11 protein-coding genes and 1 tRNA gene are annotated in these 15,843 nt (G+C 72.3%); 6 read left to right on the top strand and 6 right to left on the bottom strand.

What is annotated here, in order from left to right; translation table 11 throughout:
* Positions 1–26 precede the first annotated feature (26 nt).
* Positions 27–1,010, top strand: coding sequence for an aldo/keto reductase (locus GAS53_RS07520; protein ID WP_151476672.1), 984 nt, complete (start codon positions 27–29; stop codon positions 1,008–1,010).
* Positions 1,007–3,457, top strand: coding sequence for a helix-hairpin-helix domain-containing protein (locus GAS53_RS07515; RefSeq protein ID WP_151476671.1), 2,451 nt, complete (start codon positions 1,007–1,009; stop codon positions 3,455–3,457). Before GAS53_RS07520 ends, GAS53_RS07515 begins: the two co-directional genes overlap by 4 nt.
* 97 nt (positions 3,458–3,554) lie before the next feature.
* Here GAS53_RS07515 and GAS53_RS07510 read toward each other — a convergent pair whose 3' ends face one another.
* Positions 3,555–4,283 carry a hypothetical protein gene (locus GAS53_RS07510; protein ID WP_151476670.1) on the bottom strand — a complete coding sequence of 243 codons (729 nt, stop codon included), beginning with the start codon at positions 4,281–4,283 and terminating at the stop codon, positions 3,555–3,557.
* Between the two features lie 47 nt (positions 4,284–4,330).
* On the opposite strand from GAS53_RS07510, the gene GAS53_RS07505 reads away from it, so the two are divergent.
* Positions 4,331–4,519, top strand: coding sequence for a DUF5703 family protein (locus GAS53_RS07505; protein WP_033323315.1), 189 nt, complete (start codon positions 4,331–4,333; stop codon positions 4,517–4,519).
* A 134-nt stretch (positions 4,520–4,653) separates the two neighbouring features.
* Here the strand turns inward: GAS53_RS07505 and GAS53_RS07500 are convergent, their stop codons facing one another.
* From GAS53_RS07500 to GAS53_RS07490, 3 genes are all read right to left on the bottom strand, one after another.
* Positions 4,654–5,409 (bottom strand): chaplin, encoded by a 756-nt coding sequence (locus GAS53_RS07500; protein ID WP_151476669.1) that lies wholly within the window; start codon positions 5,407–5,409, stop codon positions 4,654–4,656.
* Positions 5,410–5,600: 191 nt separating this feature from the next.
* On the bottom strand, positions 5,601–5,834 hold the full coding sequence (chpH, locus tag GAS53_RS07495) for a chaplin ChpH (protein WP_151476668.1): 234 nt from the start codon (positions 5,832–5,834) through the stop codon (positions 5,601–5,603).
* Between the two features lie 181 nt (positions 5,835–6,015).
* Positions 6,016–7,341 carry a M20/M25/M40 family metallo-hydrolase gene (locus GAS53_RS07490; protein ID WP_151476667.1) on the bottom strand — a complete coding sequence of 442 codons (1,326 nt, stop codon included), beginning with the start codon at positions 7,339–7,341 and terminating at the stop codon, positions 6,016–6,018.
* Positions 7,342–7,541: 200 nt separating this feature from the next.
* Between GAS53_RS07490 and GAS53_RS07485 the strand changes: the two genes are divergently transcribed.
* From GAS53_RS07485 to GAS53_RS07475, 3 genes are all read left to right on the top strand, one after another.
* Positions 7,542–7,626, top strand: a tRNA-Leu gene (locus GAS53_RS07485).
* A 339-nt stretch (positions 7,627–7,965) separates the two neighbouring features.
* Entirely contained in the window at positions 7,966–11,841 is a 3,876-nt protein-coding gene (locus GAS53_RS07480) for a Pls/PosA family non-ribosomal peptide synthetase (RefSeq protein ID WP_151476666.1), read from the top strand.
* Positions 11,829–13,289: a M1 family metallopeptidase gene (locus tag GAS53_RS07475; protein WP_151476665.1), complete on the top strand. Its 1,461-nt coding sequence runs from the start codon at positions 11,829–11,831 to the stop codon at positions 13,287–13,289. The genes GAS53_RS07480 and GAS53_RS07475 overlap by 13 nt, the downstream gene beginning before the upstream one ends.
* A 95-nt stretch (positions 13,290–13,384) precedes the next feature.
* On the opposite strand, the gene GAS53_RS07470 is transcribed toward GAS53_RS07475, so the two are convergent.
* Together GAS53_RS07470 and GAS53_RS07465 are read right to left on the bottom strand one after the other, a co-directional pair.
* A complete protein-coding gene (locus GAS53_RS07470) occupies positions 13,385–14,287 on the bottom strand; it encodes a peptidoglycan-binding protein (protein ID WP_151476664.1) in 903 nt (300 codons plus the stop codon).
* Positions 14,287–15,837: a DUF6519 domain-containing protein gene (locus GAS53_RS07465; RefSeq protein ID WP_151476663.1), complete on the bottom strand. Its 1,551-nt coding sequence runs from the start codon at positions 15,835–15,837 to the stop codon at positions 14,287–14,289. The genes GAS53_RS07470 and GAS53_RS07465 overlap by 1 nt, the downstream gene beginning before the upstream one ends.
* Positions 15,838–15,843: the final 6 nt, after the last annotated feature.

The raw sequence follows: 15,843 nt of genomic DNA, 5'->3' as shown, positions 1-15,843 counted from the left end.
ACTTCTGGCCAGTAATCTCAGCCCACATGGAGCAGAGGCATCTCGGCCGTACCGGCCTGCGCGTGTCCCGGATCGGACTCGGCACCCTCACGTGGGGCCGGGACACCGACGAGCACGACGCCGCGGACCTGTTGAAGGTGTTCTGGGAGGCGGGCGGGACCCTCGTGGACACGGCCGATGTGTACGGGGACGGGGAGGCCGAGTATCTGCTCGGACAGCTCATGGAGGGGCTGGTGCCGCGCCGGGACCTGGTGATCTCGACCAAGGCGGGCAGTGTGCCGGACCCCGACCGCCGCTTCGACGGTTCGCGGGGCCATCTGCTCTCCGCGCTCGACGCCTCGCTGGCGCGGCTCGGCACGGACTATGTGGACCTGTGGCAGGTCCACGCCTTCGACCCCGACTCCCCGCTGGAGGAGACCCTCCAGGCCCTGGACCTCGCGGTCAGCAGCGGCCGCGCGCGCTATGCCGGGGTGTCCAACTTCTGCGGCTGGCAGCTCGCGAAGGCGGCGACCTGGCAGCTCGCCGCGCCCGGTATACGGACGCGGCTGTCCAGTACGCAGATGGAGTACTCCCTGCTGCAGCGCGGCGTCGAGCGCGAGGTGCTGCCGGCGGCGCTGGACCTCGGCATCGGCCTGCTCCCGTCCTCGCCACTGGGCCGGGGCGTGCTGACGGGCAAGTACCGGCACGCGACGCCCTCGGACTCGCGGGGCGCGTCGGAGCATATGGCGCCCTTCGTCGCGCCGTACCTGGACGACGCGGCGAGCGGCATCGTGGACGCGGTCGCGACCGCCGCGGACGGCCTCGCGGTGACCCCGCTCCAGGTGGCCCTCGCCTGGGTCCGCGACCGGCCCGGCGTCGCCGCGCCCATCGTGGGCGCGCGCAACGCGCCGCAGCTCACGGCCGCGTTGTCAGTGGAGACCCTTAGTCTTCCTGACGAGATCTGCCGAGCGCTCGACGACGTGTCGGCGCCCGTGCACCACTATCCCGATCACGACTGGAGCACGCTGTGACCACGGATCCCGCTGCCGCGGAGGAAGCCGAGCCGGGGGCCGGCCCGTCGCCCGAAGGGCCCGGGGCCGAGGGCGAGACCGTCGAGGAGGCCGGGGACGGGAGCCGCGCCCCTGCCGAGCCCGGCGACGAGGCCGCCGAGGGCGGCGAGCCCGGTTCCAGTGAGGACGTCGGCGTGGGCGACGAGGTCGGCCGCGACGAGACGGGTGGTGTGAGCGGCTCGGCGGAAGCAGGCGCGGCCGGGGGCGGCACGGGCAGCGGTGAAGGCGCGGACGGCAGCACCACCGAAGGTGCCGCGGCCGGTGAAGACGCAAGTCAGTTGTCCGAGGCCGAGGCCGAGTTGGCCGCGCAGCGCGAGCTGCGCGAGCGGATCGAGCAGCGGAAGGCCGAGAAGGCGGGGCCGGTCCAGGCCGGGGCGAGGCTGAGCGGCAAGGCAGCCGATCTGCTCGCGGCCGTACGGGCCGTGGAGAGCGGGGAGAAGCCCCCGACGAGCGTCTTCAGCGAGCCGGAGCCCGCACCGCGCAGGCCCGCGCCCGAGCCGGCGCGCCGCCCGCAGTCCGTGCCCGCCGGCGCCCCGGCGCCGGTGGCGTCCGAGGCCGCCGACGCCGTACGGGCCGTGCTCGTCGAGGGCGGTGCTCCCGACGCGCTCGCGCCGCAGGTCGCCGCGGTTCTCGGCGAGGGAGCGGACCTGCTGCTCCGCGAGGATCCCTGGCAGCTGCTGCGCGTGACGGGGGTGCGGCCCGAGCAGGCCGACGGGTTCGCCCGGGCGCTGCTCGGCGCGGAGTGCGGGCCGGACGACGAGCGGCGGGGCCGTGCGGTCACCGTATGGCTCCTGGAGCAGGCGGCTCTCGCCGGGCACACCGCCCTGGAGGCCCCGGCGCTCCACGCGGCGCTCGCGCAGCGCTCGGTGCCCGACCCGGACGCCGCCGTGCAGAGCACCCTCGCCGAGGGCGACGCCCTGGTCTTCCAGGACGCGCTGGACGAGCCGGGCGCGTCCCCGGCCCCCCGGCAGTCCGAGGAAGGAGACGAGAGCGAGGAGGGCGAGCAGGAGGTCCCGGTCCGCGTCCTCATCGGCCTGGAGCGGTACGCGCTCGCTGAGGAGAGCCTCGCCGACGGGCTCGCCCGGGTGGTCAACTCGCTGCCCAAGGAGGACCGTTCGGCCGCGGACTGGGAGACGGCCGCGACCGGCTCCGCCGCCGAGCTGATCCGCGCCGTCGCGGGCCACGGCCTCGTCCTGCACACCGGCGGCGAGGCGTCCCGCGCCGAACCGGCGGCCTTGGTGGCTGCCGCCCGGGCCCTGGGCCTGCGGGTGTGCGCGGCCGCCCACAGCCCGGACGGCCGCCGCCGCTTCAGCGCGCTGCTCGCCGCCGCGGAGGGTGCGCGGGGCGCGGCCACGGGTACGGATCCGTCGGCACCCGGCCCCGGCGCGGAAGGCGGCGGGGGTGCACCAGGTGCACCGGGCGAGCCGCACGGCAGCCCGGCCGGGACCCACGAAGCCGTGACCACCGTCGCCGGACTGCTCTCCGGGACCGAAGGCCCGGGGCGCGACGCGGACGGGATGCTCGAGACCGACCTCCTGGTCGTGCTCGACGCACCGCAGCTCGACGTCGAGAGCGCGGCGATGCTGGCCGAGTCGCTGCCCGACGGAGCCCGGCTCGTGCTGAGCGGGGACCCCGGTGTGCTGTGGTCGGCGGGACCCGGGCGGGTCTTCGCGGATCTGCTCGCCGCGCGGGTGTGCCCGCAGATCGTCTCGCGGACCCCGGACCCCGGACCCGTGGGCGAGCTGGTCTCGGGCATCGGCGTCGGCGAGCTGAACCAGGTCGCCGCCCCGGGCAAGGAAGTCGTGATCGTCCCGGTCCGCGACGCCGGAGAGGCCGTCCATCGCACCGTGCAGCTCGTCGCGGACTCGGTGCCGCGGGCGATCGGCATCCCGGCCGAGCAGACCCAGGTGATCACTCCGGGCCACGGCGGAGCGGCGGGCACGCGTGTGCTCAACGCCGCGCTGAAGGAGCGGCTCAACCCCGGCCCGGGCCGCTTCGGCGGCTTCGACCCGGGCGACCGGATCGCGTACTCCCCCGCGCCGGGCCGTGCGGTCCCGGGCCGCGTGGTGAAGGCCGACACCGACGGGCTGCACCTGGAGTGTGCGGGCGTCCCCGTCGTCGTACCGAAGGAGCGGGTGGAGCAGACCGTGCGGCACGGCTGGGCGCTCACCGCGCACCAGGCGGTCGGCATCCGCTGGCCCGCCGCGGTCGTGGTCCTCCCCGGCGACGCCGCCCAGGCGCTCTCCAGGCCCTGGATCTACACGGCCTTCGGCCGCGCCGAGCAGCACCTCTCCGTGGTCCACGGCGTGGAGCAGGCGCTGCCGCGCGCGGTGGCGGAGGTCGCCGCGAAGCCCCGTACGACCCGCCTGCCGGCCCTGCTCAAGGCCCAGGTTCCGGCGGCCGGCTGAGTCCCGCCGCGGACCGGGGCCTCAGGGCCCCGGACGCACCGGTGGCGGTCACCGGGCTGACCCGCCCCGTGACCGCCACCGTACGAACCGGCGGACCTCAGCGATCCGCGTCCAGCGGCTCCAGGTCCTCGTCCTCGTCGAGCGCGCCGCGCAGACCCGGCGCGGCGTCATCGTCCGGCTCGTCCGCCACGTCGTCGAGATCGTCCTCGGTCTCGTCGTCGAAGACGGCGCTGACGTCGAAGCGGCACACCACCTGATGGGGATCGGCCTGCTCGAACGGGGCCTCCAGCCACTCACCGGGCTCGGCCGGTTCGTCCGAGGCGGTGACCCACAGCGTGGAGTCGCCCTCCTCCAGGCCGAACTCCTTGTGCCGGGAGGCGATCTCGTCGGGCTCGAACTCGCCGAAGAGGACGCCCAGCGCCCCGTGCACGGTGCCGGACGCCGCGTCGAAGCCCGCGGTGGTGGCCCCGGACTCCTCCACGGCCTCCACCCGCTGGGCCTGCGCCAGCAGCCGCTGCGGCTCCACCACCGCGTAGTCCCGGCGGATCAGCACGCTCAGGGCATTGGGCTCCTCGGGCCCGGTGTACGGCGGCAGGGCCTCTTCCGTGCCGGGAATCTCGAAGGGAGTGACCTCGTCATAGCGGTCGTAGAGAAGCTCGTCGTACTCCTCGGCGGCCGCGGCCAGCTCGTTGAACGCCTCGTAGACGGCCGGATCGTCCTCACCCGACCTGCGCTCGACCGCCGCCAGGTGGCGGTCGAGCGCAGCCTTGACCGCCTCGGCGGCGGCGCGTACCTCGGCAGCGGTGGGCTGCGCAGCATCAGACATAGTGCAGACGCTATCCGTACACGGCCTCCACACGCACAATAGATGCGATGCCGGAATACGAATTTGTCGACGTGTACGTACCGCGCGGGGTCTCCCGCAAGGAAACGACACGCCTGCTGACGGACCATGCGGAGTACGGACACTGGGAGTTGGACCGCCTCAGCCTGCACCCCGACGGCAGCCGCCGAGTGCGGTTGCGCCGACGGATCATCCGCCAGGTGCGTGCCACGTGGTGACGCGGGACGGCTGAAACGGAGCGGGCCCCGCACTCGCGGGGCCCGCTCCGTTCGACCTGCCGTGGGGACGTGTTCATCTGCCCCTGGGGGTCTTTGTTGTGCCATGACACCGTTTATGGCGTCATGGTGTGGGGTCACGCCGAGGCGCGTGCCTTGCGGTAGAGCACGGCGCCGACCAGCAGTGCGCCCGCACCCACCGGCAGCGCGACACCGAGCGGCAGGTCACTGCCGGTCTGCGCGAGCTGCGCGGAGCCCTTGGGCTGGGTGACGACCTGGGTGCCGGGGTGGTTCGGGTTCGAGGCACCCGGGTCCTCGTCTCCGGCGGACGGCGGCTGACCGGGCTCACCGGGACTGCCCGGCTCACCAGGCTCCCCCGGCTCCTCGGGGTTGCCCGGCTGACCGGGCTCGCCGGGAGGGTTCTCCCCGTGCCCGGGAGGCGTCGTCCCGTGCCCGTCCCCGGTGTTCTCGCAGTCATTGCCCGTGGCCGCGTTCCCGACACCGCCGACGGAGACGCTGTTGCCGCAGACGTTCACCGGCACATCCACCGGAATCTGCACGTGGTTGCCGGAGCCCACGCCGGGTGAGTCACTGGTGTGCCCCCCGGCCTGCGAACCGCCGCCGTCGGACTCGTGGTGACCGGAGCCGCCGCCCTCGTTGGCGCAGCTGTTGCCCTCCGCCGGGTTGAGCAGCCCGACCACGTTCACGGTGTTGCCGCAGACGTTCACCGGTACGTGCACCGGCGCCTGTACCGAGTTCCCCGAGAGCACGCCCGGGGAGTCCGAGGCGGTGCCGTGCGCCCCCGAGTCGGCGTGCGCGTAACCGCCGGTGGCGGCCAGAACGCCCGTCGCGGCCGCCACCGTCATCAGGCCTTTGCGGGTGACCTGTCGCATAGCTTTTCCCTGCCTTGTAAGCCTCGTAAGCCTTGCAGCTTCAGGAACGCGCACACGCCGGGATGCGTGTGCGCGGAATGCGGAATGTCGGCGGCCCCGGAGCGCATGGCGCGCACTCCGGGGCCGCGGACTCAGACCCTCATGGGTTCAGACCTTCATGGGGCGCAGACCCTCATGAGGTGAGCACAACGTCAGGCGTTGGTGCAGGTGTTGCCGAAGGCAGGGTTCAGCAGCCCGATCACGGAGACCGTGTTGCCGCAGACGTTCACCGGCACGTGGACGGGCGCCTGAACGACGTTGCCCGAGAGCACGCCGGGCGAGTGCACGGCAGCACCCTGAGCACCGGCGTCGGCAGCCGCAATACCCGCACCAGCGAGAACGATGCCACCAGTGGCAGCAGCAGCGGCGACGATCTTCTTGATCATTATTCCTCCTTGTTGGCAATGCGATCCCAGCCGCGGATCACATCACCTGTAACGAGGAGGGAGTAATAGGGCTACGAGCCTATGAGCGCATTCACCCTTCTCAGTCGACTCCGTACGCGCTGGCGATTATTGGAGTGTCGTTTCAGCGGGTTAATTCCGGACGCTTCGAAGAAGCGGTGGTTCAGGACGCTTCGATGAAGCGGTCGAGCACCCGCACGCCGAACTTGAGGGCGTCGACCGGCACCCGCTCGTCAACACCGTGGAACATCCCGGCGAAGTCCAGCTCCGGCGGCAGCTTCAGCGGGGCGAAGCCGAAGCAGCGGATGCCGAGGTCGTCGAAGGACTTGGCGTCGGTGCCCGCGGAGAGCATGTACGGCACGGCCCGCGCGATCGGGTCCTCGGCGACCAGCGCGGTCTGCATGGCGTCCACGAGGGCCCCGTCGAAGGTGGTCTCCAGGGCCTTGTCGGCGTGCACGTCCTCGCGCTTCACGTTCGGGCCGAGGATCCGGTCCAGGTCGGCGAGGAACTCCTCCTCGTAGCCCGGCAGATAGCGGCCGTCGACGTGCGCGGTCGCCTGGCCCGGAATCACGTTGACCTTGTAACCGGCGCCCAGCTGGGTCGGGTTGGCGGTGTTCTGCAGCGAGGCGCCGATGAGCTTGGCGATGCCGCCGAGCTTGGCGAGCGTCGCGTCCATGTCCTCCGGGTCGAGTTCGGTGCCGAGGGCGTCGCCGAGCTCGTCGAGGAAGTGCCGCAGCGTCTTGGTCACGCGCACCGGGAACTTGTGCCTGCCGAGCCGCCCCACCGCCTCGGACAGCTCGGTGATCGCGTTGTCCCGGTGGATCATCGAGCCGTGCCCGGCGGTGCCGTCCACGGTCAGCTTCATCCAGTGCATGCCCTTCTGCGCGGTCTCGACGAGATACAGCCGCAGCTTCTCGTTGACCGTGAAGGAGAACCCGCCGACCTCGCCGATCGCCTCGGTCACGCCCTCGAAGAGGTCCGGGTGCTTGTCGACGAGGTGCTTCGCGCCGAACTTGCCGCCGGCCTCCTCGTCCGCCAGGAAGGCCAGCACCAGGTCCCGGGGCGGCTTGCGTCCGCCGCGCAGCCGGTCGCGTACGACCGCGAGGGTCATCGCGTCCATGTCCTTCATGTCGACCGCGCCGCGGCCCCACACACAGCCGTCGGCGACCTCGCCGGAGAACGGGTGGTGCGTCCAGTCCTCGGCGTTGGCCGGTACGACGTCGGTGTGGCCGTGGATGAGCAGCCCGGGCCGCGAGCGGTCCTCGCCCTCGATCCTGACCACCGTGGAGGCGCGGCCCTGGTGCGACTCGAAGATCTGCGGTTCGAGCCCCACCTCGGCGAGCTTCTCCGCGACGTACTCGGCGGCCCTGCGCTCACCCGGGCCCGAGTGGTCGCCGTAGTTGCTGGTGTCGATCTGGATCAGCTCGCGGCAGAGGTCGACGACCTCGTCCTCACCCGTGATGCTCCTGGTCGTGTCCGGCTCGCTCACGCTGCTTCCTCCCACGCTGCCTGCTGCGGTGTTCCCGCTGGCGGTCCCTCTCATCCTCCCTCTCCGACCCTCCCCACCCCAAGGCCGGACCCGGCCCGTCACACGTCGTTCACGCCCCACGGCCCGTGATCGGGGGTCCTCGAAAGCCTGGTAATGTTTCCTCCGTCGCCGCGAGGGGAACCCCGCGCGACAGACACCTTGTCCGGGTGGCGGAATGGCAGACGCGCTAGCTTGAGGTGCTAGTGCCCTTTATCGGGCGTGGGGGTTCAAGTCCCCCCTCGGACACACGAGATGAGCGAGGGCCGCGACCGACTGGTCGCGGCCCTCGCTCGTTGCGTTCGGTCTCCGTTTTCGTTGCGATCGGACCCCGTTCGCCCCCAGTTGGACCGTGTTACGGCCATGTGTGGGGCAGATCTCGTCAGCATGACATACCTCCACGTCAGAGCGCCGGAGCGAGTGCTTCCAGATCCCTCCGGAGGCCTCCTCACATGGCTGAAGCCCAGGTCCGAGGCTAGCGTCGCATTAGAATTCAACGCTTGTTCGGAGCTGGAGCGGAATATCCCCAGGCGTACCTGCGGGCCCACCAGCGCCCCCGGCCTTCCGGGAACGACACGTGAGGACCCGATGGCAGCCCTCGAGCAAGGCCCCGCACTCGCGCTGTTCGACGACGAGGTGCGGGCAGAGTTCGGCGACCCGGCGCGTTTCTCCGCCGCGTCCGCCGCCTCGCCGCGCACGCTGGTCGACATCCTCGACGCCTCCGTACGGGCGTACCCCGACGAGCCCGCGCTGGACGACGGCCACCGCTGCCTCAGCTACCGCGCCCTCGCCGTCGAGGTCGAGGCCCTGCGGCGGCGGCTGAGCGCCGCCGGGGTGGGCCTCGGCGACCGGGTCGGCGTCCGCGTCCCGTCCGGGACCAATGAGCTGTACGTCGCCATCCTCGCCGTACTGGCCGCCGGCGCCGCCTATGTGCCGGTGGACGCCGAGGACCCCGACGAGCGGGCCGAGCTGGTCTTCGGCGAGGCCGACGTGCGGGCCGTCATCGGGGCCGGGCACGAGCTGACCGTCAACGGGCGGAGCGAGACTCCCGCCGCGCGCCCCGGTGTCGAGCACGACGCGTGGATCATCTTCACCTCCGGCTCCACCGGGAAGCCCAAGGGCGTGGCCGTCAGTCACCGCAGTGCCGCCGCCTTCGTGGACGCCGAGGCCGGGCTGTTCCTCACCGACGACCCGATCGGGCCCGGCGACCGGGTCATGGCGGGTCTGTCCGTCGCCTTCGACGCGTCCTGCGAGGAGATGTGGCTGGCCTGGCGGTACGGGGCCTGTCTGGTGCCCGTGCCGCGCTCCCAGGTGCGCAGCGGCGCGGACCTTGGGCCCTGGCTGGTCGAGCAGGAGATCACCGTCGTCTCCACCGTGCCGACGCTGGCGGCCCTGTGGGAGCCGGAGACCCTCAACGAGGTCCGGCTGCTGATCTTCGGCGGCGAGGCCTGCCCGCCCGAGCTGGCGCAGCGGCTGGTCACCGAGGGACGCGAGGTGTGGAACACGTACGGGCCCACCGAGGCCACCGTCGTCGCCTGTGCCTCGCTGCTGACCGGCGAGGAGCCGATCAGGATCGGGCTGCCGCTGAACGGCTGGGAGCTTGCCGTCGTCGACGAGGCCGGCGAGCCGGTGCCGATGGGCGGCAGCGGCCAGCTGGTGATCGGCGGAGTCGGGCTCGCGCGCTATCTCGACCCCGAGAAGGACGCGGAGAAGTACGCGCCGCTGGAGTCCCTCGGCTGGGAACGCGCCTACCGCAGCGGTGACCTCGTCAAGGCCGAGCCCGAGGGGCTGATCTTCCTCGGGCGGGCCGACGAGCAGATCAAGCTCGGCGGCCGCCGGATCGAGCTCGGCGAGGTGGATGCCGCGCTCCAGGCGCTGCCCGGTGTCGCGGGTGCCGCCGCTGCCGTGCGTACGGCCCGCAGCGGCAATCAGCTGCTCGTCGGCTATGTCGTCATCCAGGACGGCTGGGACCACGCGACGGCCGTCGAGAAGCTGCGCGCCGAGCTGCCCGCCGCGCTGGTCCCGTTGCTCGCGCCCGTCGCCGAACTGCCGACCCGGACCTCCGGCAAGGTCGACCGGAACGCCCTCCCCTGGCCCCTGGAAGGCCTGGAGACCGGCGGTCCCGCCGAGCAGCTGTACGGCACCGAGGCCTGGCTCGCCGAGCAGTGGAGCGAGGTGCTCGGCATCCCGGTGAGCTCCGCGCGGGACGACTTCTTCTCGATCGGCGGCAGCAGCCTCGCCGCCGCCCAGCTCACCACCCGGCTGCGTACGCGCTACCCGAGCGCCGCCGTGGTCGACATCTACCAGCAGCCCGTGCTGCGCAAGCTCGCCCGGCACCTGGAGAAGTCCGCGCAGGGCGACGGGGCCACCCGCGAGATCGCGCCGGTTCCGCTGCGGGCCAAGGTCGTCCAACTGCTGCTGCTCGTCCCGCTGTTCACGCTGCTCGGGCTGCGCTGGACCGTGGCGCTGGCCGCGCTCGGCAACGTACTGCACTGGTTCGGGCCGTATCCGTGGGCGCCGACCGCCTCATGGTGGCTCGTGGCCGCCGGGGCCGCGCTGCTCTTCAGCCCGCCGGGGCGGCTCGCGATCGCGGCCGGTGGTGCGCGGCTGCTCCTTCGTGGCGTGAAGCCCGGACGGTATCCGCGGGGCGGAAGCGTGCATCTGCGGCTGTGGACGGCCGAGCGACTCGCCGAGTTCAGCGGGGCGACCTCGCTGACGGGGTCCTGGTTGGAGCGGTACGCGCGGGCACTCGGCGCCAAGATCGGGCCCGACGTGGATCTGCACTCGCTGCCGCCCGTGACCGGCATGCTCAAGCTCGGCCGCGGTGCCGCCGTCGAGTCCGAGGTGGACCTGTCGGGGCACTGGCTGGACGGCGACCGCCTGGAGATCGGCCCGGTCAAGGTGGGCGCGCACGCCGTGGTCGGCACGCGCAGCATGCTCTTTCCGGGTGCGCGTGTGGGCAAGCGGTCCGAGGTGGCCCCCGGTTCGGCCGTGTCCGGGCACGTCCCCACCGGTCAGCGGTGGGCCGGCGCGCCCGCGGTCAAGCTCGGCAAGGCGAAGCGCGACTGGCCCAAGGAGCGTCCGCAGCGGGGGACGTACTGGGCCGTGATGTACGGCGCGACCGGGTTCGCGCTGACGGCGCTGCCGCTGGTCGCGGGCCTCGCCGCGCTGTTGGCGGCGAGCGTGTTCGTCTCGCCGGACGCCGGGCTCGGCGAGGCGTTGCGGGGTGCCGCGGTGGCGCTGGTGCCGGCGACGCTGGCCTTCGGCCTGGCGTACGCGCTGCTTCTGCTGGTCGCCGTGCGGCTGCTCAGTCTCGGTCTGCGGCCGGGTACGCATCCGACGCACAGCAGGATCGGCTGGCAGGCCTGGACGGTCACCCAGCTGATGGACCGCTCGCGCGAGACGCTGTTCCCGCTGTACGCCGGTCTGGTCACTCCGGTGTGGCTGCGGCTGCTGGGGATGCGGATCGGGCGCGGTGCCGAGGTGTCGACGGTGCTCGCGCTGCCGAGCCTGACGACGGTCGGCGAGGGCGCGTTCCTGGCCGACGACACGCTGACCGCGCCGTACGAGCTCGGGGGCGGCTGGATGCGCATCGGGCGGGCGGAGATCGGGCGCCGGGCCTTCCTGGGGAACTCCGGGATGACCGGGCCGGGCCGTTCCGTGCCGGACGGCGGCCTGGTCGGGGTGCTGTCCGCGACGCCGAAGAAGGCCAAGAAGGGCAGCTCGTATCTGGGGCTGCCACCGGTCAAGCTGCCGCGCTCCACACAGGGCGGCGATCAGAGCCGTACGTACGACCCGCCCGCGCGGCTGCTGTGGGCGCGCGGGCTCGTCGAGCTGTGCCGGATCGTGCCCGTCTTCTGCTCGGCCGCGCTGGCCGTGCTGACGGTGGCGGCGCTGAGCGTGCTGGGGGCGTGGGCCTGGCTGCTCGCCGGGGTCGTGCTGCTGGGCGCCGGGGCCGCCGCGGGGCTGCTGTCGGTCGTCGCGAAGTGGCTGCTCGTGGGGCGGCACAAGACCGGTGAGTACCCGCTGTGGAGCGGCTTCGTGTGGCGCAACGAACTGGCCGACACCTTCGTCGAGGTGGTGGCCGTGCCGTGGCTGGCCGGATCCGTGCCCGGTACACCGGTGATGAACCTGTGGCTGCGCGGCCTCGGCGCCCGGATCGGCAAGGGTGTGTGGGTGGAGAGCTACTGGCTGCCCGAGACGGACCTGGTGACGCTTCAGGACGCGGCGACGGTGAACCGCGGCTGCGTCCTGCAGACCCACCTCTTCCACGACCGGATCTTGCGGACGGATACTGTGGTCCTCCGTGAGGGCGCCACCCTGGGCCCGGGCGGAATCGTTCTGCCCGGCAGCACCGTCGGAGCGCGCAGCACACTGGGACCCGCGTCCCTCGTCATGGCGGCGGAATCCGTTCCCGACGACACCCGTTGGCTGGGCAACCCGATCGAGGCATGGCGTTCCTAGGCGCGGCCCGTACGGCGTCCGGGAATGGTGCACCGGCACGTCGTACGAGCACAGCGCAGGGAGCAGACACTTCAGTGGTTCAGCAGACAGTGGGAGCGGACCCGTACTTCCCGGCGAACGGTGATCCCCGTTACCGGGTGCATCGGTACGAACTCGCCCTGGACTACCGTCCGGGACCCAACCGGCTGGCCGGCACCGCGCGACTGAACGCCATCGCGGGCCGGTCCCCTCTCACCGAATTCCATCTGAACCTGGCCGACTTCAGGATCGGCCGGGTCCGGGTCGACGGCCGGGCGCCGCACTACACGCACCGGGGCGGCAGGCTGCGCATCCGCCCGGCGAAGCCGATCCGTTCCGGGGCCGCGTTCACCGTCGAGGTGCAGTGGTCGGGCAATCCCAAGCCGGTTCGCAGCCCGTGGGGCGGGCTCGGCTGGGAGGAGCTGGAGGACGGGGCGCTGGTGGCCAGCCAGCCGGTCGGGGCGCCGTCCTGGTACCCGTGCAACGACCGCCCGGCGGACAAGGCCTCGTACCAGATCTCGATCACCACGCCGTCCACGTACTCGGTGGTGGCGGGCGGCCGGCTGCTGACCCGGACGACGAAGGCGTCCACGACGACGTGGGTGTACGAGCAGTCGGCGCCCACCTCGAGCTATCTGGTGGGGCTGTCCATCGGGAAGTACCAGACGGTGCTGCTCGGTGATCCGGGTCTTGGCGGTGTGCCCCAGGCGGGGCATATTCCGGCGCATCTGCTCACCCAGTTCTCCCGGGACTTCGCGCGGCAGCCCGCGATGATGGAGCTGTTCGAGGAGCTCTTCGGTCCGTATCCGTTCGGCGAGTACGCGGTGGTCGTCACCGAGGAGGAGCTGGACGTCCCTGTGGAGGCGCAGGGTCTTTCCCTGTTCGGCGCCAACCACGTGGACGGGGCGCGGGGTTCGGAGCGGCTGGTCGCGCACGAGCTGGCGCACCAGTGGTTCGGCAACAGCGTGAGCATCGCCGACTGGCGGCACATCTGGCTGAACGAGGGGTTCGCGAAGTACGCGGAGTGGCTGTGGTCGGAGCGGTCGGGCGGCCGCACCGCGCAGGCGCTCGCGGGCATCGCGCATCGCAAGCTGTCCGGGCTGCCGCAGGACCTCCGGTTGTCGGACCCGGGTCGCAAGTTGATGTTCGACGACCGCCTTTACGAGCGGGGCGGGTTGGTGTTGCACGCGGTGCGGTGCGCGCTGGGTGACGAGGCGTTCTTCCGGATGCTGCGGGCGTGGGCTGCGCTGCACCGGGGTGGCGCGGTCACGACCGCGGCCTTCACGGCGCATGTCGCCCGCCATGCGGCTGGCGCCGAGCCGCTGGACGAGCTGTTCTCGTCCTGGCTGCATGAGACAGCGCTGCCGGCGCTGCCGTCCCGCTCCGCGGCGATTCCGGCTCGGCCGCCGTATCCGCCCCGGAACGCCTAAGAGCTCGGCTGGGATGGAGTTACGGCGGCTGCGGGCCGTCTGTGGCTGGTCGCGCCCACGCGGCGGAGCCGCATATCGGCACAGCCCCGCGCCCCTTACGGGGCGCTCTTGGGCACCCTCAGTTTGTCCCAGCTGAACTTGCCCGGGATGCCGTCCGCGTCCTTGCCCTTGAAGCGCAGCTTTTCCTGCCAGGCCGCGTAGGACTTGCGGTCGGCGTCGGTCCACTCGGGGCTCGGACCGTGCTCGTAGCGGCCGCAGCCTTCGTCGACCAGGCGACGGCCCATGGCCGTGATGATCGGGGACTTCTGGCCGATGTGGAAGAAGCCGCCGCCGGGGAAGGGCTCGTACGACGGTTTGGGCTGGGGCTTCGGTTCGGGGGCGGGGGCATCCTTCCCGCCGCCGCCCTTGCCGCCCAGCCGCTCGCGGATTCGCTTGCGCATGCCGTCCATCGTGAAGCCGCGCGGGTCCTGCTTGCCGGGCTGCCACTCCTTGTGGCCGATGACGGAGCGCTCGGTCCAGCCGTGGGCGCGGCAGATCGCGGCGGAGACCTTCTCGATGGCCTCCTTCTGCGCCTCGGGCCAGGGGTCCTTGCCGTTGCCGAGGTTGATGCACTCGAAGCCGTAGAAGTGGCGGTTGCCGTCGGTGTCGGCCTCGTTGTCGGGCGGCAGCTTCGTCTCGTTGATCACGGCGCGCAGGACGTCGCCGTCGCCGAGGCCCGCGTGGTTGGCGCGGCCGTTGCCCACCAGGTGGACATGGCCCTTCTTGTCGATGACGCCGTGGCACAGGGGGCCGGGCAGGCCGGAGTAGCCGTCGTAGCAGATGTCCACGGAGGCGTTGGTGCCCGAGGTGACGGTGTGGTGGATCATCACGCCGTTCATCGGGCCCCAGGGCCCCTTCGAATTGCGGTTGTGGCGGCGCCAGTTGCGTACCTCGTGGACCGTCAGGCCCTCCGCGCGCAGGATCTCCACCAGCTTGGACGCGGTCAGCGGCTTTGCCATCACTCGTCTCCTTCCGCGGCGGCCTCCGCCTCGGCGGTGGTCTGCGACCTGCCGCCGGAGGGATCGGTCTCCGCCGCCTGTTCCTCTTGGCGCGCGCGGGCCTCCGCCGCGAGCGTCGCCTCGTCCGCCGCCGGGATGCTGCTGGCGAGGGGGCCGAAGGCGAGGCGCAGGTCCACGGCTCCGGACTCGCCCTTCACCAGGGCGAGGGGCGCGAAGTGGCGGGCTATGCCGGCCGGGCCCCGGAGCAGAGGCCTGCGCGCCGGGTCCACCGGCCATTCGACGCTGCCCGTGGCGGTACGGGCGGGGATGATCCAGTGGTCGCCGGTGCGGTAGGTGCCGCCCTTGGCGAAGTAGACCTCGATGCCGTCCTCCAGGGGCAGCCACTCCCCCTCCGTGACGGGTACGGCCCCGCCCCGCAGGGCAGTGGTACGGCCCTTGCGCTTCGGGCCCTCATGGTGGTCCCAGCGCCGCAGGAACGGGTGCAGGTGGGGCAGCCGTCCGACGCCCGGCTCCGGCTCGGCGGAGAGGCGTACGCGGCGGCCGGGCAGGTCCAGTTCCTCGACCCTGAGCAGCGGCAGGGGTTCGAGGCGGGAGGCGTACGCGGTGTCGGTGAACTCCACGCGGTCGCCGACGTCCAGGTCCAGCTTGTCGTCGTGGCCGAGGGACGCCAACTGCACCCACGTACCGTCGAGTTCGTCGACCGGGAAGACCACGGAGCCGTTCTCCCGGGACCACTTGAAGGTGGCGTCCTCGGCCTCGCCGCCCTCGTGGACCTCCACGCGGTACAGCTGGTTCTCCGGGCCGCGGTAACGGGCGTCGGGCTTGACCAGGCACGGGTCCTCGTCGGCGTGGTCGGGCCGCTCGCTGCGGGCGGCGAGCCGGGCCGAGGAGGTGGCCTGCTTCTGGGCCCAGCGGGTGAAGGCCGCGCGGACCACTTCCTTGGACGGCTCGGTCTCCTCGGTCTCCAACTCGTCGAGGGCCAGCGGCAGGACCTGCCAGACGACCTTGGCGCGGGCGGCGGTGTCCGGCATCGCCGCGCCGAGCGCGACCTCGCGCAGCGCCGGGTCCTCGGCAGCGGTGACCGAGCGCTCCCACACGTGCAGATAGACGACGAACGGGGCCTGCGCGGGCGACGGCAGCCGGTCGCCGGGCTTCTCCGGGTCGCGGAAGCCGTCCGGCTGGTCCCAGTAGGTCCAGTGCTCGGGCGGTCGCCCGGACTCCTGTTCCTCCTCGGCCTCGTCCGGTACGGGCACACCGGGCGCGGGGCGGTCCGCGTCGCACAGGATGCCGTCGACGTAGTAGCGGCCGCCGTGGATGTGGAGGGTGTCGATGTCGTGCCTGCCGCCGACGTACTCGATGCGGAAGCCGGCAGCGTCGCGCGGCCCGCCGTGCTGCCCGATCAGGTCGGCGGTGAGGGTGCGGGCCTGGTGGAGCTGGATCGCGGTCTGTTCGTTGGCGTCCGCGTCGAGCTGGACGCGGCCCTGCTGGGCGATGACCGCGGAGTAGTGCCGCTCCGGGCGGAACGTGGAGCGGGAGAGATCTGCGTGCATGAAGGG

It is taken from the genome of Streptomyces albicerus (assembly GCF_008905045.1).
In the GTDB taxonomy this organism is placed as follows: Bacteria; Actinomycetota; Actinomycetes; order Streptomycetales; family Streptomycetaceae; genus Streptomyces; species Streptomyces albicerus.
The sequence above is the reverse complement of the archived record's forward strand: the minus strand, read 5'-3'. Positions and strand labels throughout refer to the sequence as shown.